The sequence below is a fragment of the Burkholderia seminalis DSM 23518 genome (assembly GCF_902832885.1).
Lineage (GTDB): Bacteria > Pseudomonadota > Gammaproteobacteria > Burkholderiales > Burkholderiaceae > Burkholderia > Burkholderia seminalis.
This window is the reverse complement of record NZ_CADFDK010000002.1, coordinates 311,182-328,990: the sequence shown is the minus strand read 5'-3', so window position 1 is coordinate 328,990 and position 17,809 is coordinate 311,182. Positions and strand designations below refer to the sequence as shown.

The window sequence follows — 17,809 nt, the reverse complement described above, 5'->3', positions numbered from 1 at the left end:
AATATCTCGTCGTGAGTCGTCCGGCGGACCGGGTGCGGCCGCCAGCGTGAATTGCAGGTCGCGGCCTGTCGGCCACGGGCGGGGACTAGACGGGTATCGCGCGAGGCGGCCGGTCGATGCCGCCGGTCAGGAACGACACGCCGCCGGCCGATGGGGGAGGCGCGGCGATCGCGACGCCGACGCTCGTGACGGCGGGCACCGCCCCGGCACCCGACATGCCCGTGCCGAAGCAGCACGACACGCACGCGGAACACGACGACGCATGCCGCGCGTGACCGTCATGATCGTGATGGCCCTCCTGCGCGTGCGGGGCCGCCTCCGCCGGCATGACGGCAGCGCCCGCGCACTGCATCGACACAGCCGCGAACGACAGGATCGGCAGGCTCAGCGCCAGCAGCACGACGACGAGGAATTTGCGCCAGTACGACATGGATGCGGAATCGGGCAGGCAACGACCGGTTGGGCCGGCGCGGCGCCGCGACGGCGCGCTCCGGGGACAAGACGGCTGCAGGTTATCGCCGCCGCGGTGACGACGACATGGCCGAAACATGACCGGATTTTCATGAAACGCAGGTGACGCGGCGCCTGGGCGATGCATGACAATCCCGTCATCCGGCGGTCATCGTTCGCGCACGCGCGGCACCTTAAGCTCAGGCGTTACACTGACCGGCTGGAAATACGGACAGCCTGCCCCACCATGCGGATACTGATAGTCGAAGACGAACCCAAGATGGCGTCGTACCTCCGCAAGGGGCTGATGGAGGCGAGCTACACGGTCGACATCGCGGAAAACGGCCAGGACGGGCTGTTCCTCGCGCTGCACGAGGATTTCGACCTCGTCGTGCTCGACGTGATGCTGCCGGCGCTGGACGGCTTCGAGGTGCTCAGGCGGCTGCGTGCGCAGAAGCAGACGCCCGTGCTGCTGCTCACGGCCCGCGACGCGATCGAGGACAAGGTGGCCGGGCTCGAACTCGGCGCCGACGACTACCTGCTCAAGCCGTTCGCGTACGCCGAATTCCTCGCGCGCATCCGCTCGCTGCTGCGCCGCGCGCCGCGCAACGCGCGCGACATCCTGCTCGTTGCCGATCTCGAGATCGACCTGCTCAAGCGCCGCGTGCGGCGCGCCGACACCCGCATCGACCTGACCGCGCAGGAATTCGCGCTGTTGCAGCTGCTCGCCGAACGCGAAGGCGAAGTGCTGACCCGTACGTTCATCACGTCGCAGATCTGGGACATGAATTTCGACAGCGACACGAACGTCGTCGATGCGGCAATCAAGCGGCTGCGCGCGAAGATCGACAACGCATATGAGAAGAAGCTGATCCACACGATCCGTGGCATGGGTTACGTGCTCGAGGATCGCTCGTGAGCGCGAGCCCGGCTTCGTATTCGCTGCTGCGGCGCCTGACGCTCGCGTTCGCCGTCGTCGCCGCGCTCGTATTCGCGCTGACCGGCGCATACCTGTACCGCTCGCTGTCCGCCGAACTCACGCGGCGCGACGACATCGAGATCTCCGGCAAGCTCAACCAGTTCCTGCAGCTCGCGCACGCGAGCGGATCGACAGCCGCGCTGCGCGCCGATCCGGCCGTGTTCCATGAAGTGCTGCTGTCGCACCCCGGGGTCTATCTCGGCATCTACGATGCGCAGGACCGCCCGCTCGTCGAGCACTCCGACGCGGCCGGCAACACGCTGGCGTCGGTAATCACGGCACCGCATCCAGCCGGTGGCGCCGCCGGGCCGTTCTCCTGCTCGCCATCCGGCATCGGCACGTCCCGCTGCGTGTATGCGCGTGCATCGCTGCCGTCCGGCGAAGCGATCCGGGTCGCGCTCGCACGCACGGCGACCGATCGCCAGTCGCTGCTCGAAAGCTATCGCGTCGACATCTGGCTCGCGGCGGCCGTCGGCGCGCTGCTGGTCGGCGCACTCGGCTACGCGGTCGCATCGCGCGGCCTGCGCCCGGTCGAGAGCCTCGGCCGGCAGACGTCGCGCATCGAGGCGCACAACCTGAACGCGCGCCTCGACGCGCGCGGCGGCCCCGTCGAGCTGCGCGAACTCGCGACGTCGGTCAACCGGATGCTCGACCGCCTCGAACGCGCGTTCGTGCGGCTGTCGCAGTTCTCGTCCGATCTCGCGCACGACATGCGCACGCCGCTCGCGAACGTGATCAGCTCGTCGCAGGTCACGCTGTCGCGTGCCCGCACGACCGAGGAATACGAAACGCTGATCGATTCGAACATCGAGGAATGCGAACGGCTGCAGCGGATGATCGAGAACATGCTGTTTCTCGCGCGCACCGACAATGCGCGTCAGCACCTGAAAACCGCCGAGCTGGACGCCGGCAGCGAGTTGCGCCGGCTCGCGTCGTATTTCCAGGCGCTGGCCGACGAAGCCGGCGTGCGCATCGACGTGCGCGGCGAAGCGCCGGTCGTCGCGGACGCGACGCTGTTCCGGCGCGCGGTGAGCAACCTCGCATCGAATGCGCTCGAACACGCGCAAGCCGCGTCGGCGATCGAACTGGCCGTTTCGGTGCAAGGGAATGATGCGGTCGTCGAGGTCACGAATCGCGGCGCCGCGATTCCGCCCGAACAGGTCGAACGGATCTTCGAGCGCTTCTACCGCATCGATTCGTCGCGGCACGGCGCGGCGCGCAACGCGGGGCTCGGGCTCGCGATCGTGAAGTCGATCATGGAATTGCATCGCGGCAAGGTGGAGGTCGCGAGCCGTGACGGGCGCACGACGTTCGCGCTTTATTTTCCGCGCGGCACGGACGGGTAATCCGCCCGCCCGCTCACGCGTCCGTTCCGCGCCGCAGCTTCGCCTCGCGGCGCGACCGGTCATTCAGTATCTGGTGCCGGCGGTGATCGGTCATCTTCTTCCAGTCGCGTGCCTCGTCGCGCGTGCGCAGGCAGCCGGCACAAAAGCCCGTCCGGCCGTCGAACGCGCACAGGTCGATACACGGCGATTTCACGGCCACGATCAGGCCGCCTTCGCACGCGTCGTCACTTCGACGGTCACGTGGGACACGCCGTCGAAGCGCGCGACGAGCGCATGGTAGAAACGCGCATCGCGCGCGGCATCGCCGGTTTCGACCGACACGATCGCGCTCATGTGCCCCGGGCCCACGCGCCACACATGGAGATCGTTGACCTTGTCGCCAAGCGCCTCGATCGCGCGGCGGACGTTGTCCGTCAGCTTGCGATCGACGTTGACGTCGAGCAGGATGCCGCCCGTGTCGCGCATCAGCCCGTAGGCCCAGTTGGCGATCACCAGCGCGCCGACGATCCCCGCGAGCGGATCCATCCAGACCCAGCCGAACGCCCGCGCGAGCAGCAGGCCGACGATGGCCAGCACCGACACGGCCGCGTCGGCGATCACGTGAACGTAGGCGGACCGGATGTTGTGGTCGCGATGCGCCGCCGCGAGCGAGCCGTGGTCGTGATGCGCGTGATGCGCGTCGTCATGGTCGTGATCGTGGACATGCGCATGACCATGCCCGTGATGATGATCGCCGCTCAGCAGCCACACGCTGGCGAGATTCACCGCGAGCCCGAGCACCGCGATCGGAATCGCTTCGCCGAAATGGATGGGCACCGGAGACAGAAGGCGCGCGATCGCCTCGTAGCCGATCAGCAGCGCGATCATCGCGAGCACGATCGCGCTCGTGAACCCGGCCAGATCGCCGAGCTTGCCGGTGCCGAACACGAAGCGCGGATCGTCCGCATGCCTGCGTGCGTAGGTGTAGGCCAGCGCCGCGATCAGCATCGCGCCCGCATGCGTCGACATGTGCAGCCCGTCGGCGACCAGGGCCAGCGAGCCGAACAGCGTGCCGCCGACGATTTCGGCGATCATCATCGCCGTGCACAGGCCGATGACCATCCAGGTCTTCCGCTCGTTCCGCGCGTGCGCGGCGCCGAGAAACGCATGGCTGTGCCAGCCGTCGGCGGCACTCCCCTCGAGTTTGCTCATGTTCCGATCCGGTTACTTGAAATAACTGTGGACGACGTCGATGAGCTGCTCGGTCGCGCTGCCTTCATGCGCGTCCGGCGTGTCCGCGTCGACGAGATGCGACCGGATGTGGTCTTCCAGCACGACGGCCAGCAGGCCGTTCATCGCGCCGCGGCAGCTCGTGATCTGCTGCAGCACATCGTTGCAGCCGCGCTCGTCCTCGAGCGCGCGCTCGATCGCCTCGACCTGACCCTTGATACGGCGCACGCGGTTCAGCAGCTTCTGTTTGTCGCGAACGGTATGACTCATCGATGGCTCCTGTATAGGGTAGGGGAGTATATCTCCACGACGGTTTCCCCATAGGGTGGAGGGAGACATTTTTTCGAGATGAAGGCTTGTCGAAAGCAACCCGCTCGGCTAGACTGCCCTTCGTCTTTGGGGAGTAGCCTGCTTTCCGTCCCCGGAAAGCGAACGCGTCAACACACTCGGCCTGCGGCCGTGGCGCGTTCGGCCTGATCGGCTTGGCGAGACCATGGGCGCGTCGCGTCGTTCCTGGTCGGACGGCGGCGGATGCGCCATGGTTCGTCAGCGTCCGACCACGGAGTCCCCATGTTCCTCCCCGCTCTCTCCCCATACGCCCCCGTTGCCCGCGGAGGTGCCGCATGACGTTCATGTTCCTCGAACTGGCGTTCATGCTGATCGTCATCCTCGTCGCGGCCGAAGTCTTCACCAATGCGCTCGAACATCTCGGCGAACGCCTGAAGATTTCCGAAGGCGTGACCGGTTCGCTGTTCGCGGCCGTCGGCACGGCGCTGCCCGAAACGATGGTGCCGCTGCTCGCGCTGGCCGGCGGCACGGCGAACCAGGCCGTGAACGAGGAAATCGGCGTCGGCGCGATCCTCGGCGCGCCGCTGATGCTCGCGACGCTCACCACGTTCCTGATGACGCTCGCCGTGATCCGCTCGCGCGGGTTGCGCGGCACGATCGCGCCGGAACGCACGGGCTTCGTGCGCGACATGAACTACTTCCTCGCCGCGTTCTCGCTGGCGACCGCCGCGATGTTCGTCCCGCATCACAACTGGGCCGTGCGCGCGCTGCTCGCCGCGATGCTCGTCGGCCTCTACGTGATGTACGTCGTGATGACGTTCCGCGCGTCGACCCGGCTCGTCGATGCCGGGCACGGCACCGAAGCGCCGCATGCGATGTTCCTGTCGCGCGCGGGCCTGCCGACCAACCTCGCGACGATCGCGCTGCAACTGCTGATCGGCGTCGCGCTGCTGGTCGGCGGGGCGAAGGGCTTCATTCACGGCGTGGAAGGCGTGTCGCATGCGCTCGGCATCTCGGCGCTGCTGCTGTCGCTGATCATCGTGCCGATCGCGACGGAGCTGCCGGAGAAGGTCAACAGCGTGCTGTGGATCCGCCGCAGGAAGGACACGCTCGCGTTCGGCAACATTACCGGCGCGATGGTGTTCCAGGGCACGCTGCTGCCGGCGATCGGCATCATGCTGACGCCGTGGGAGCCGCGCCCCGAAGTGCTGACCGGCGTGATCATCACGCTCGCGGCGGCCGCGTGGCTGCGCGTCAACGCGCGGACGCGCGGGCTCGCGATCTGGGCATTGCTCGCGAACGGTGCGGGGTATGCGGGGTATCTGGTCCTGACGCTGACGCGCTGAATGCGCCGATGCGCGGACCGGGCGCGCCGGCCGACGGACACGTCGGCGCGGCGCGCTTCACTGCGCAGATGCGGGCGACCGCCGCACCTGCCGACGACGGTCAGGAACCCTTGACGAGCTTGACGATCGTCAGCGTGCCGTCGACCTTCTCGATCCGCACCTTGACCTTGTCGCCCGCCTGCGCGTGCGCGAGCATCGCCGCATCCTTCGCCTTGAACGCCATCGTCATCGCCGGCATCCCGACGTTGTCGAGGGCGCCGTGCTTTAGCGTGATCCTGCCGCTCGCGGCATCGACCTTCTTCACCTCGGCGTCGGTCAGCGCGGCATGCGAATCGGCCGCGCCGTCCGGCGCCATCTTCATGCCGGACATGTCCATGCCCGACATCTCGCCGGCGGCAAACGCCGGTATGGCGGCAGCGCCGAGCGCGACAACGGCGGTTGCGGCGGCGATCAATTGATTCATCTTCATCGTGATTCTCCGGTTGGGATGGGTGGCACGTTCGTGCCGGAAGGAACTGCATCGGAATGCCGCGCCCGGCCCGCGCCGTACGCACGACGGCGCTGAAGCAGGAGCCACGCGGCGGGAATGACGAACATCGACAGCAGCGGCGCCGTGACCATGCCGCCGACCATCGGCGCGGCGATGCGCTGCATGACTTCGGAGCCGGCGCCATGGCCGACCATGATCGGCACGAGACCGGCGAGCACGACGGCAACCGTCATCGCCTTCGGCCGCACACGCAGCACCGCGCCCTCGCGGATCGCGTCGAGCAGCAGCGCATCGGTCAGCGGTTCGCCGCCGTCGAGCCGGCGCTGCAGCGCGCCTTTCAGGTACAGCAGCATCACGACGCCGAATTCGGCGGCCACGCCGGCCAGCGCGATGAAGCCCACCGACGTCGCGACCGACACCGCATGACCGAGCGCCCACACGAGCCAGAAGCCGCCGACCAGCGCGAACGGCACCGTCGACATCAGCAGCAGCGCATCGGCCACCGAGTCGAACGTGAGGAGCAGCAGCACGAAGATCACGACGAGCGTGACGGGCACCACGGTACGCAGCGTCGCCGCCGCGCGTTCGAGATACTCGAACTGGCCCGACCACGCGATCGAATAGCCGGGCGGCAACGCGACCCGTTGCGCGACGGCCCGCTGCATCGCGCGGACGGCCGTGCTCAGGTCGACGCCGCGCAGATCGACGTACACGTAGCCGGACAGCCGCGCGTTCTCGCTGCGGATCATCGGCGGCCCGTCGGCGATGCCGATGCGCGCGACATCGCCGAGGCGGATCTGCGCGCCGCGCGCGGTGACGACCGGCAGTTGCCGCAGGTTCTCGAGCGAATCGCGGATCTCGCGCGGATAGCGGAGGTTGATCGGGAAACGCTCGCGCCCCGCGATCACTTCGCCGACATCGTCGCCGCCGACCGCCGACGACACGACCGACTGGATGTCGGCCACCGACAATCCGTAGCGCGCGGCCGCGAGCCGGTCGATATCGACGTCGATGTAGCGGCCGCCGTTCAGCCGTTCCGCGAGCGCGGACGTCACGCCGGGCACGCGCTTCACGGCCGCCTCGACCTGCGTCGCGATCGCGTCGATGCCTGCCAGGTCCGGCCCGGAAATCTTCACGCCGACCGGCGTCTTGATCCCTGTGGACAACATGTCGAGCCGGTTGCGGATCGGCGGCACCCACACGTTCGACAAGCCCGGCACCTTCACCGTCCGGTCGAGTTCGTCGACGAGTTTCTCCGGCGTCATGCCGGACCGCCATGTGCTGCGCGGCTTGAAGCGGATCGTCGTCTCGAACATCTCGAGCGGCGCGGGGTCGGTGGCCGAATCGGCCCGGCCCGACTTGCCGAACACCGTGTCGACCTCGGGCACGGTCTTGATCAGCCGGTCGGTCTGCTGCAACAGTTCGCCCGCCTTGTCGGCCGAGATGCCCGGCAGTGCGGTCGGCATGTACAGCAGGTCGCCTTCGTCGAGCGGCGGCATGAATTCGCTGCCGAGCCGCGACAACGGCACGGCCGTCAGCACGAGCGCGACGACCGCGATACCGATCGCGAACCACGGGCGCCGCAGCGTCGCCTCGAGCAGCGGCCGGTACAGGCGGATCAGCACGCGGTTGATCGGGTTCGCGTGCTCGTGCGGAATGCGGCCGCGCACGAGATAGCCCATCAGCACGGGCACCAGCGTCACCGACAATCCGGCGGCCGCGGCGATCGTGTAGGTCTTCGTGAACGCCAGCGGCGCGAACAGCTTGCCCTCCTGCCCTTCCAGCGAAAACACGGGAACGAACGACAGCGTGATGATCAGCAGCGAGAAAAACAGCGCGGGCCCGACTTCCGCGGCCGACGCCGCGACCAGCTCCCAGCGGCGCGCGGCGGTCGGCGGCTCACCCGGATGCGCGTGGTCGTACGCTTCCAGATGCTTGTGCGCGTTCTCGATCATCACGATCGCCGCGTCGATCATCGCGCCGATCGCGATCGCGATCCCGCCGAGCGACATCAGGTTCGCATTCACGCCCTGGTAACGCATCACGATGAACGCGGCCAGTACGCCGAGCGGCAGCGACAGGATCGCGACGAACGCGCTGCGCAGATGGAACAGGAACACCGCGCAGACGATCCCGACGATGACGAATTCCTCGATCAGCTTGTCCTTCAGGTTGCCGACCGCGCGCTCGATCAGTTGCGATCGGTCGTAGGTCGTGACGATGTCGACGCCGGGCGGCAGCGAACGCTTCAGGCCGGCGAGCTTCGCCTTCACCGCGTCGATCGTCGTCAGGGCGTTCTTGCCCGAGCGCATCACGACGACGCCGCCCGCCACTTCGCCCTGCCCGTTCAACTCGGCGATCCCGCGCCGCATCGCCGGGCCGACCTGGATGTGCGCGACGTCGCCGAGCAGCACCGGCGTGCCCGCGTCGTCGGTACGCAGCACGACGCGGCGGAAGTCGTCGAGCGTGCGCAGGTAGCCGGACGAACGCACCATGTACTCCGACTCGGCCAGCTCGACGACCGAGCCGCCGGATGCCTGGTTGGCCTTGCCGAGCGCATCCGCGACCGCCGCCTGCGTGATGCCGTAGGCACGCAACTTGTCGGGATCGAGGACGACCTGGTACTGGCGCACCATGCCGCCGATGCTCGCGACTTCCGAGACGTCCGGCACGGCCTTCAGCTCGAACTTCAGGAACCAGTCGTTGAGCGCGCGCAGTTGCCCGAGATCGTGACGGCCGGTGCGATCGACGAGCGCGTACTCGTACACCCAGCCGACGCCGGTCGCATCCGGCCCGAGCGACACGGTCGCGCCGGCCGGCAGGCGGCTTTGCACCTGGCTCAGGTATTCGAGCACGCGCGAGCGCGCCCAGTAGGGATCGGTGCGGTCGTCGAACAGCACGTAGACGAACGCATCGCCGAACGACGAGTACGCGCGCACGGTCGTCGCGCCCGGCACGCCGAGCAGCGTCGTCGTCAGCGGATAGGTGACCTGATCCTCGACGACCTGCGGCGCCTTGCCCGGATACGACGCCTTCACGATCACCTGCGTGTCCGACAGGTCGGGCAACGCATCGAGCGGCGTCTGCCGCAGCGAATGAACACCCCAAGCGGCGATCAGCACGGTGGCCAACAGCACCAGGAAGCGATTCCGGACGGACCAGAGAATGACGCGCGCGATCATCGTTCGCCTCCCTGCGGCTCGACCTTCGTTAGCCGGTAGCCGTCGTCGGTCTGCATGAACGCGAACCGCGCGGTCTGACCCGGCTTCACGTCGGGAAACGCCCGGGCCGACGGCTTGCCGAACGCCATCGTCATCGCGCCCCAGCCGAGCGCCGGCACCGGTTGATGCGAGAACGTGATGTCGTCGGCCGTCACCTTCTCGACCTTGCCGGTCGTTTCGTAGACCGGCAAGGTCGCTGCAGCGGACGATGCGGCCGTACCTGCCTCCGACGCGCGTTCGAGCCGCGGCAGCACGCTTTTCAGGCTGGCTTCCGAATCGATCAGGAACTGGCCCGACGCGACGACCGTGTCGCCTTCGTGCAACCCGTCGAGCACTTCCGTGTCGCCACCGACGTCATTGCCGGTCGTGACCGATACCGGCTGAAGGCGGCCGTCGCCGTTCTTCACGATGACGATCGTGCGCTTGCCGGTCGCGATCACGGCCTCGGACGGCACGAGCAGGCGCGACACCGTATCCTTCGCGGCTATGCGCACGCGCATCAGCATGCCGGGTGTGAGCTTCAGCGACGCGTTGTCGATCTCCACGCGCGCCTGCAGCGTACGGCTGCCCGTGCTGATGCCGGGCAGCACTTCGCGGATGCGGCCGCTGACGTGCCGTGCCGCATCGCCCGCGAACGTCGCGTCGACCGACATCCCCGGCTGCACGGTCAGCGCGAGCGCTTCCGGCACCTCGACGATCAGCCACAGCGTCGACAGCCCCGCGATCTTCGCGAGCGTCTGACCGGGTGCCACCATCGCGCCGTCGCGCACGTTCAGCTCGCTCACGACACCCGTTTCCGGCGCCGTGAGCACGACATGCGTCTGCGCACGGCCGGTGCGCTCGAGGGCCGCGACCATCCCGTCCGGAATCGACAGCGCCCGCATCCGTGCGCGCGCCGCATCGAGCAGGCTGCCGTCCATCCCGCCGCGCTTCAGCGCGAGATATTCCTCCTGCGGCGCGAGCCAGTCGGGCACGAACAGCGATGCGACCGGCGCGCCCCGCTCGATGCGCTGCATCGGCGCACGCGCGTACAGGCGATCGATATAGCCGGTGACGCGCGACTGCACGACGTCCGCGCGCGATTCGTCGAACTGCGTCGTGCCCACCGCGTCGAAGCCGGCGTCCGTCTGCTGGCGCCGCACGGTCGCATACCGGATGCCGAGGTTCTGCTGCAGGCCCGGATCGATCCGAATGCCCGGTGCGGCGCCCTCTTCGTCCGCATAAACGGGCTGCAACTGCATGTCCATGAAAGGCGATTTGCCCGGTTTGTCGAAATGCTGGTTCGGCACCATCGGGTCGTGCCAGTACAGCACCTTGCGTGCCGCTTGCGGATCCTGCGTGCCGGACGGCGCGGCAGCGGATGAGGCGGCCGTCGCCGCGCCGCCCGCCGCATGGCGAACGCCCGCGAAGTAGCCGGCGCCGCCGAGCGCCGCGCCGGCGAACGTCAGCACCACCGCGCGTGCGAGTGCTTGTTTGTTCATGGTGTTCTCCTTCACTGCGCGGCGGCCAGCGCCGACGGCACGACCTGATATTCGAGCTGCGCCCAGGTCCGCGACACGTCGCGCCTGAGATCGAGCAGCTGCAACTGCGCGTCGAGTTGCGCCCGCCGCGCGGCGAACGTATCGGCGAGCGACCCCGTGCCGGCCCGGTACGCGGCCATCGCGAGCTGCACGCGCTGGTCGGCGGCGGGCAGCAGCGCGGCGCTCAGGTTCGCGATGCGTTCGCGGCCGCTCGCCAGCGCCTCGGATTGCGTACGGATATCGGCCTGCACCTGGCGCAGCGTGTCCTCGTACATCAGGCGCGCCCTCGTCTCGAGGGCGGCCTTCTCGGCGACGTCGCGGTTCTGGCGGTTCTTGCGATTGAGCGGCAGGGGGATCGAGACGCCGACGGACACCATGTTCGAATACGCGCCGCCGCGCTGCTGGTACGCGATCTCCCATGTCCAGTTCGGGCTGCGCTCGCTGTTCGCGACCGCCGTGTCGGCTTCGGCCACCGCGATGTCGTCGGCCGCGGCGACGAGCGCCGGCTGCGACAAGCGCAGCTCGTCCGGCGGCAGCGACGACACGAAGGATTCGGGTGCAGGCGGCGCTCCCGTCACGTCGGCTACCGAAACGGCCGTCCAGCGGGCCAGCACGACAAGCGCGGTGCGGTATGCCTGCTGCGCCTTGAGCACCTGATCCTGCGTTTGCGCGAGCATCGCGCGCGCCTGCACGACATCGCCGGCACCCGCCTTCGCGCCGCGATACGACGCCTGCGTGGCGTCGAGTTCGTGATTCATGTGGCCGAGCAGCGCCTGCTGAAGCGCGAGCGCCTGCTTCGCGTAGACGGCGTCGAGCCAAGCCGTCGCGGTCTGCTGGCGCACGATGGCGAGCTGCGCGAGATGGCCCGCGCGCTCACGGCCGACCTGCTCGTTGGCAAGTGCCGTGCGCAGCCGCCGCTTGTCGCCGGACACCCACTCCTGCTCGATGCCGATGCGGCGCATCGTCATGAAGTCCTGGCCGACGGTGAAGCGCTGACCGCCATTGACTGGCAGGTTGTCGATACCGGCCTTGAGCATCGGGTCGGGCAACTGGCCGGCCTTGACGGCCGCTTCGGAACGCGCGAGCACGGAAGCCTGCGCGGCCTGCATCGAAGCGGAATGATCGGTCGCGGACTGCAGCGCGGCGTCGAGCGTGACAGGCGACTGCTGCGCATGAACGGCGCCCGCCGCCAGCAGCGCGACCCACAGTACGGGCGCGCGCCGACACGCACGCCGCGTACGCGGCGTGCTGAAATCGAATGACATGGTGTAACCCCAGGTCGGAACCCAAAAGGATTCCACGTCCTGCGCACAGGACGAACCTCACCGCGTGCGCGGTGAACCGGTCAGATCGGGATCAGTTGATGCGCGGCGGGCGCCACAACCCGTTCGGGTCGCGGGCCGGGACGGACTGCGTGTAATGGAAGACGATCGTGCTCGCGAATGCGGCGGGACGGCTGACGTCGACGCGAGCGACCGGGTGATAGAGGCTGCCGAACTGGCATTCGGCCGTCACCTTGCAGGCCGCGCCCTTGGCTTTGGCCTTCGCGTGATCGGCGGATGACGGCTGCATCGAATCGCAGCCGCTCATGCCGGCGGACATCGCCAGGTTAATGCCGGTATCCGGATCCGTCGACATCGTGTGCTGCATCGGACATTCACCGGTCAGGCCGCTGGCTGCCAGCCCGGTGAGGGGCAGCACCGCGCACAGCAGCAGCAGGATGAAGGTCCGAAGCAGTTTCATGGCGGCGATTATATCCCGGCCGGTCGCTGCGTGGCGGCGCGTCGCTACGGCAGAATGACGCGCCGCCACAGCTCACTTCAGCAGGCCGTCCGCGGCCAGCGCGGCCTGCACGGCCGGCCGCGCGCGCACGCGCTCGTACCACGCGCGCAGATGCGCATGGCGGCTCAGGTCGATATCCGCGTTGTACACCGAGCGCATCCAGTCGGCCTTGCCCCAGCCGGTCAGCGCGAACAGGTAAGCATCGGCGACCGTGAACGTGCCGCCGGTCACGAACGTCCGGCCGTCGAGCTGGCGGTCGATCCATGCGAAGCGGCCGTCGAGTTTCTGCCGGACGGGCTCGACGTACTTCCCCGCCTGCACCGCATACAGCAACGGGATGAAGCCCTTGTGGATCTCGGTGCCGAGGAAGTTGAGCCATTCCATCAGCCGGTAACGCGCGAGCGTCCCATGGGCCGGCGCGAGCGCGGCTTCCGGGCGCTGGTCCGCGAGATACTGCGCGATCACCGGCCCTTCGCGCAGCATCGTGCCGTCGTCGAGTTCGAGCAGCGGCACGTAGCCGAGTTCGTTCACGTCGTAGTAGTTGCGGCCGTCTTCGACGACGTGCTTGCGCGCGTCGACCCTGACGATCTCCGCGTCGATGCCGCCTTCGCGCAGCACGATGCAGATCGCCTGCGAACAGCTGCCGGGAGCGTGATAGAGCTTCATGCGTATCCTTCGTGGGTAGTCCAGGTATCGATTCGCCGCGACGCGGGCGCTAATATCTCGCATCGGCGCACGGCTGGGAAGACGGCAGTCGTTTGTGCCGTAGTCACAAAAAATTTACCGACCAGGGTTCAGCACGATGAAAACGAGTGCGACAGGATGTTCCGTTGAAGAAGCGATGCGCCTGCTCGGCGGCCGCTGGCGGCTGCTGCTGGTGTCGTATCTGCTCGACGGGCCGCGGCGCTTCAGCGACCTGCGCCGCGACATGCCGGGCATCTCGCAGCGCATGCTGACGCTCGACCTGCGCGCGCTGGAGGATGCGGGGCTCGTGAAGCGGACCGTCTATCCCGAAGTGCCGGTGCGCGTCGAGTACGATCTCACCGCGGACGGCGACCGGTTGCGGCCGGTGGTCGAAGTCATGCGCGAGTTCGGGCTGTGGCTGAAGGCGCGCGACGAGCAGGCCGATGCGGCGCCCGACACCGCGGCCACGATCGAAACACGCATGCATTCCTCCCGATAATCTTCATGCAGGAACCGACGTTCATGGAACTTCACGCTACCGTCGGCGCGGCGACGTCCGACCTCGACGACGACGAAAGCTTCGCCAACCTCTACTGTCACGATGCGGAGCAGGACTACTGCTTCGCGCTGTCGCGCTTTCCGGACGACGCGCTGATCGAAGTGATGGTGCGCGACCAAGTCAACCTGCGCGTCAAGGATCTGTCGGTGCGCCTGACCGACGATGCGATCGACGTCGAGATCGAACCGGGCATCGCCGCGCGGCTCGACGGCCACACGCGCTACGTGATCCATCTCGCGCCCGGCCAGTACGATCCGGTCACGCTGCGCGCCGCGCTGAAGGAGATCTTCGTCGGCAAGAGCGGCTATCGCGACGACAGCACGCAACGCTGACCGGCTGCCCGCATGCGCCCCTTCGCTTCGCTCCGGCACCCGCTCGTGACGCACTCCCCGCGGCTCCGCCCGCTTCCCCGCGTCGCCGCGCTGCTGCTCGCCGCGTGCGCATCGATCGCCCCCGCCGCGCATGCGGCCAAGCCGCTGCTCACGTTCAAGGTCGACGACACCGTCACGGCCCGCGTCGAACGCGCCGACAGCGCGCGCATCACGGTCCGCTTCCTGCCGAGCGGGAAAACGCAAACGCTCGACGTCACGGCCACCGACGAGGAGGGCCACTATCACCTCGCGACCGACGACTACAACTTCGACGGCCACCGCGATCTCGCGGTGCATGCGCTGCTCGGCATGGTCAACGAAAGCTACGGCATCTACCTGTACGATGCCGCGCGCCAGCAGTTCGCGCCGCTTTCGATGCCGGCGGGCAACCTGCCGCACGGCAGTTGCGACGAGCTGATCAACGTCGATGCAAAACCGAAGGAGCGCACGCTGTACAGTTCGTGCCGCGGCGGGCCGATCTGGTACACCGATGCGTACCGTTTCGACACCGCCGGCAAGATGTATCTGTACCAGTCCAGCGAAGCGGTACCCGACGACCTGCGCACGCTCCTCGACGACGACAACGGCCCGGCGTCGATGCTGCTGACCTACGACGAGCACGGCAAGCGTGTGTCGCGCCGACCGCAGGCGTATGGCGGCGGCAACGTGACGTTCAAGGTACATCCGGCGCGCCTGGCGCTGCACGACGCAATGATCGATGCGCCCACGCGCCGTTATGTCGTCGCGGGCGACACGGTGGAGGTGATCGACGCGAGCGATGATTTTCAGTGGCTGAAGGTGCGGTATCGCAATCCGCACGCGGGTGTGGTGCAGGGCTGGGTCCGTTCGGAAGAAGCAACGGGAAACTGACAGGGAACAATTTGTTGTACCCAGCGGGAACCCTTTCGTCGCTCATCAGTTACGGCAACTTGAGGACCCCGATAGATCGCGCGTGTTCTGGATCCGGCACTCGTGACAAGACTGCCGCCGCAGCGCGATATCGCGGCTGCGGCTCGCGGCTCTTCGACAACAGCGCGGCGATCTGCGCCGTCAGAAAAGCCGTGAGCTCACGGTCCACGCCGACATCGTCTCCGAAGACAGCGGACCAAGAATCTCGCCCCTTCATCAGAACTGTGCCGTGACCTGAAACCCAATCGTCACTCGCGCCGTAGGGAACCCGGACGGCTTGTAGACCGGCGTAGCCGCGAACAGGTCGTACGCATAGGCGCCGAAGTGCGTGCCGACGCTACCCTTCACGCCGATCACCGCACCGGCCAGTTGCGCGCCGACCAGCGTGACCGGTTGCGGCCCCCACACACGGCCGTAGTCGAGGCCGGCATAAACGGCCTGCCCAGTCTGCCCGATCGGCATCTGCAGCTCGTTGCGCCAGTAGAAACCGCGTGACGCGGCCAGCATCGTCTCGCCATCGAAACCGCGCACCGTATAACGGCTGCCGATCGTCAGGTCGTCGATGTAGTACAGCGTGTTGCCCGTGTACTGACCGTGAAACGTCGTGACGTAGCGGAGCGGCTGCTGCGCGATTGCGAACGGCACCGACAGGTTCGCATCGAGCACGGCCATCTTGTAGCGGTAAGTCGGGCCGCCGTCGGTCGCCAGCATGTCATCCTGCGCGCCGAACGCGCCGATACCCTGCCGATACGCAAGTGTGCCGTCGAACTGCGCGTTGCCGAAGTAATGGCGATCGGTCAGGCCAAACTCGACGAACGTGTTGTTGCGGCGCTGCTGCGGGATCTCGGTGTCCTCGATGAAGCTTTGCCCGAAGCGGCGCGACAGTCGGAACTGCGCACCGAACACGTCGTTCTGGCTGCGCGACAGCACGCGGTTCAGCTTAAAGTCGACCGTCTTCGAATTGCCGCTCGCGACGAACGTCTGATTCACGCCGGCGATCTGCTGGTAGTACGTGCTCGTGTAGGCCGACAGCGTGGCGGTCCAGTATCCCCACGGGATCGAGTAGAAGCCGTTCCAGCCGTGCGAGCCAAGCCGCTTGTCGCCGAACTCGAGATCCTGGCTCACGCCGATGTTGAAGAGGTCGTTCAGGCCGAGCGGGTTGTCGATGCCGAGCGACAGGTTGCCCTGTACCCGGCCGGTCGCGCGCGTACCCGAGTTGTCGATCGACGCGACGACGGTCCACGGCTTGGCGCGTTTCACGTCGAGCACGACGTCGCTTTCTCCGGGTACGTCGGCCGGGACGATCTGCATCGACACGTCCTGGCTCGATACGCGTTTCATCTGTTCGAGGCCCTGTTCGAGATCGCGCAGGTTCAGCAGTTCGCCGTCACGCGTTGGGAAAGCGGTTTTCCAGGTGCCGCGGAGCTTATCGTCAGCGAAGCGCACGTGACGGATCACGCCCGGGATCAGCGAAAACTTGAGGGTACCGGCCGACAGATCCTGTTCGGGCAGCAGGACGCGCGTCGTGACGTAACCGCGAGCCAGAATGGCTTGCGACAAGCCCTTGACGAGCAAGTCGAGCCCCTGTTTGCCGACGCACTGTCCGGTGTAGTGTTCGAGCCATTCACGCGCGAATGCGAAGCGATCCATCGGCAACGCCGATGCTCCTTGCGCTTTCACGGAAGTCGGCAGCGCATCGGGTACGTCGAGTGTGAAACGCTCAATCCGAAAGCAGGGCGTTTCCGACGGTAGCGTGGGATACCCAGCGCTGGCCGTCACGTCCGATCGCACTCCGGGCGCAGAGACGGCCCGTTCGCGTTCACGCGCCTCTTCCTGCTGTCGGGTTTGCTGGTCGTTGCCCGGAATGATCAGGCGCGGCGCTTCCTGCGCCGACACACTGGTCGCGATAAGCAGCAGTGCTGCCGCAGCAGAATTCCCCCGGCGAATAGTTCTCGTGTGTTTTTCTAGATATCTGATCGTTGGCTGCAATTCAGTCAAGCATGTTATCGGCGCATCGTTTTCGACCGATTTGCCTGCAGACACCTGTCTGGACCACGTCTACAGACTCTATGCAACCACCCCTAGTTACTTTGCCGCTGGTATGTTCGAACTCGTGTCGTTGACGCGAACCAGTTCGAAGTCCGCTGAGCCTCCATTTTTATAAGCAAGGTACAGGCGATACTCCCCAGGCTTGATTTCGAACGATTTCTCCTTAAAGATGAGATTGTTCGATGAATACTCCATTGGAAAGTTGTCGAAGATGACGAACGGCTCACTCGACATCATTCCGGTTAGGCCGCACGTCACGTAAGTGCCAGTGCTGCCTTCAGGTTTCTTACGGGTGCCCGAGGTTTCGCACACGCGTGGCGTGATTGCATCGAACTGTTTGCCGTCGTTCCTGTAGAGACGAAACAGGGGAAGGTTATTTCCGGCAGCGTCACCTCGAATCACTGATACCGTCGATACATTCCAGTTTCGACCTTTGATGTTCAACACGCGGTAGGTTCCGTAGAATTGCTCCAGGCTTTCCGCAGCTTGACCTTTCAATCCCTGGTTTTCGTCGGCAAGATCCGGCGCAAGCACAGAGCATGCGCTAACGAGTGGCAAGAGAAGTGCGGCAAGGCATCGGATTTTCATGATGATTTTTATTTAATA

The 17,809-nt window shown here is 66.7% G+C and carries 18 protein-coding genes and 1 riboswitch; of the genes, 6 read left to right on the top strand and 12 right to left on the bottom strand.

The window, feature by feature from the left end; genetic code table 11:
- Positions 1-85: 85 nt before the first annotated feature.
- Complete coding sequence (locus HWX00_RS07910; protein WP_175027075.1) at positions 86-430, bottom strand: hypothetical protein; 345 nt, start codon at positions 428-430, stop codon at positions 86-88.
- Between the two features lie 267 nt (positions 431-697).
- Between HWX00_RS07910 and HWX00_RS07905 the strand changes: the two genes are divergently transcribed.
- Positions 698-1,369 (top strand): heavy metal response regulator transcription factor, encoded by a 672-nt coding sequence (locus HWX00_RS07905; protein ID WP_034188484.1) that lies wholly within the window; start codon positions 698-700, stop codon positions 1,367-1,369.
- On the top strand, positions 1,366-2,775 hold the full coding sequence (locus HWX00_RS07900) for a heavy metal sensor histidine kinase (protein WP_175027074.1): 1,410 nt from the start codon (positions 1,366-1,368) through the stop codon (positions 2,773-2,775). Before HWX00_RS07905 ends, HWX00_RS07900 begins: the two co-directional genes overlap by 4 nt.
- A gap of 13 nt (positions 2,776-2,788) precedes the next feature.
- Here the strand turns inward: HWX00_RS07900 and HWX00_RS07895 are convergent, their stop codons facing one another.
- The 3 genes from HWX00_RS07895 to HWX00_RS07885 are packed head-to-tail and all read right to left on the bottom strand — an operon-like array spanning position 2,789 to position 4,254.
- Positions 2,789-2,974, bottom strand: coding sequence for a DUF1289 domain-containing protein (locus HWX00_RS07895; protein ID WP_034188486.1), 186 nt, complete (start codon positions 2,972-2,974; stop codon positions 2,789-2,791).
- A gap of 2 nt (positions 2,975-2,976) precedes the next feature.
- Positions 2,977-3,966, bottom strand: a complete 990-nt coding sequence (gene dmeF / locus HWX00_RS07890; protein ID WP_175027073.1) for a CDF family Co(II)/Ni(II) efflux transporter DmeF — start codon at positions 3,964-3,966, stop codon at positions 2,977-2,979.
- A gap of 12 nt (positions 3,967-3,978) precedes the next feature.
- A complete protein-coding gene (locus HWX00_RS07885; protein ID WP_034188488.1) occupies positions 3,979-4,254 on the bottom strand; it encodes a metal/formaldehyde-sensitive transcriptional repressor in 276 nt (91 codons plus the stop codon).
- A gap of 116 nt (positions 4,255-4,370) precedes the next feature.
- A riboswitch (yybP-ykoY riboswitch) is annotated at positions 4,371-4,505 on the top strand.
- 102 nt (positions 4,506-4,607) lie between these two features.
- Between HWX00_RS07885 and HWX00_RS07880 the strand changes: the two genes are divergently transcribed.
- Positions 4,608-5,618, top strand: a complete 1,011-nt coding sequence (locus HWX00_RS07880; protein ID WP_049035875.1) for a sodium:calcium antiporter — start codon at positions 4,608-4,610, stop codon at positions 5,616-5,618.
- A gap of 100 nt (positions 5,619-5,718) precedes the next feature.
- On the opposite strand, the gene HWX00_RS07875 is transcribed toward HWX00_RS07880, so the two are convergent.
- The 6 genes from HWX00_RS07875 to gstA all read right to left on the bottom strand — a co-directional run bounded on the left by HWX00_RS07875 (position 5,719) and on the right by gstA (position 13,297).
- Positions 5,719-6,087, bottom strand: coding sequence for a copper-binding protein (locus tag HWX00_RS07875; protein ID WP_034188490.1), 369 nt, complete (start codon positions 6,085-6,087; stop codon positions 5,719-5,721).
- Positions 6,084-9,290, bottom strand: a complete 3,207-nt coding sequence (locus tag HWX00_RS07870; RefSeq protein ID WP_175027072.1) for an efflux RND transporter permease subunit — start codon at positions 9,288-9,290, stop codon at positions 6,084-6,086. Before HWX00_RS07870 ends, HWX00_RS07875 begins: the two co-directional genes overlap by 4 nt.
- Positions 9,287-10,810: an efflux RND transporter periplasmic adaptor subunit gene (locus HWX00_RS07865; RefSeq protein WP_175027071.1), complete on the bottom strand. Its 1,524-nt coding sequence runs from the start codon at positions 10,808-10,810 to the stop codon at positions 9,287-9,289. The genes HWX00_RS07870 and HWX00_RS07865 overlap by 4 nt, the downstream gene beginning before the upstream one ends.
- 11 nt (positions 10,811-10,821) lie before the next feature.
- On the bottom strand, positions 10,822-12,114 hold the full coding sequence (locus HWX00_RS07860) for a TolC family protein (protein ID WP_175027070.1): 1,293 nt from the start codon (positions 12,112-12,114) through the stop codon (positions 10,822-10,824).
- A gap of 91 nt (positions 12,115-12,205) precedes the next feature.
- Positions 12,206-12,592 carry a hypothetical protein gene (locus HWX00_RS07855; protein ID WP_175027069.1) on the bottom strand — a complete coding sequence of 129 codons (387 nt, stop codon included), beginning with the start codon at positions 12,590-12,592 and terminating at the stop codon, positions 12,206-12,208.
- Between the two features lie 72 nt (positions 12,593-12,664).
- Positions 12,665-13,297: a glutathione transferase GstA gene (gstA, locus tag HWX00_RS07850; RefSeq protein WP_175027068.1), complete on the bottom strand. Its 633-nt coding sequence runs from the start codon at positions 13,295-13,297 to the stop codon at positions 12,665-12,667.
- 136 nt (positions 13,298-13,433) lie between these two features.
- Here gstA and HWX00_RS07845 point away from each other — a divergent pair, with 136 nt between their 5' ends.
- From HWX00_RS07845 to HWX00_RS07835, 3 genes are read left to right on the top strand one after another with little or no spacing between them, the layout of a single operon-like run.
- Complete coding sequence (locus HWX00_RS07845) at positions 13,434-13,814, top strand: winged helix-turn-helix transcriptional regulator (protein ID WP_175027067.1); 381 nt, start codon at positions 13,434-13,436, stop codon at positions 13,812-13,814.
- A 23-nt stretch (positions 13,815-13,837) separates the two neighbouring features.
- Positions 13,838-14,206 carry a hypothetical protein gene (locus HWX00_RS07840; protein ID WP_034188610.1) on the top strand — a complete coding sequence of 123 codons (369 nt, stop codon included), beginning with the start codon at positions 13,838-13,840 and terminating at the stop codon, positions 14,204-14,206.
- Between the two features lie 45 nt (positions 14,207-14,251).
- Positions 14,252-15,115, top strand: coding sequence for an XAC2610-related protein (locus HWX00_RS07835; RefSeq protein ID WP_175027066.1), 864 nt, complete (start codon positions 14,252-14,254; stop codon positions 15,113-15,115).
- Positions 15,116-15,370: 255 nt separating this feature from the next.
- On the opposite strand, the gene HWX00_RS07830 is transcribed toward HWX00_RS07835, so the two are convergent.
- Together HWX00_RS07830 and HWX00_RS07825 are read right to left on the bottom strand one after the other, a co-directional pair.
- The gene (locus HWX00_RS07830) at positions 15,371-17,062 is read right to left on the bottom strand and encodes a ShlB/FhaC/HecB family hemolysin secretion/activation protein (RefSeq protein WP_226193708.1); all 1,692 of its coding nucleotides are present in this window, start codon (positions 17,060-17,062) and stop codon (positions 15,371-15,373) included.
- 177 nt (positions 17,063-17,239) lie between these two features.
- The gene (locus HWX00_RS07825; protein ID WP_175027065.1) at positions 17,240-17,791 is read right to left on the bottom strand and encodes a hypothetical protein; all 552 of its coding nucleotides are present in this window, start codon (positions 17,789-17,791) and stop codon (positions 17,240-17,242) included.
- Positions 17,792-17,809 lie beyond the last annotated feature (18 nt).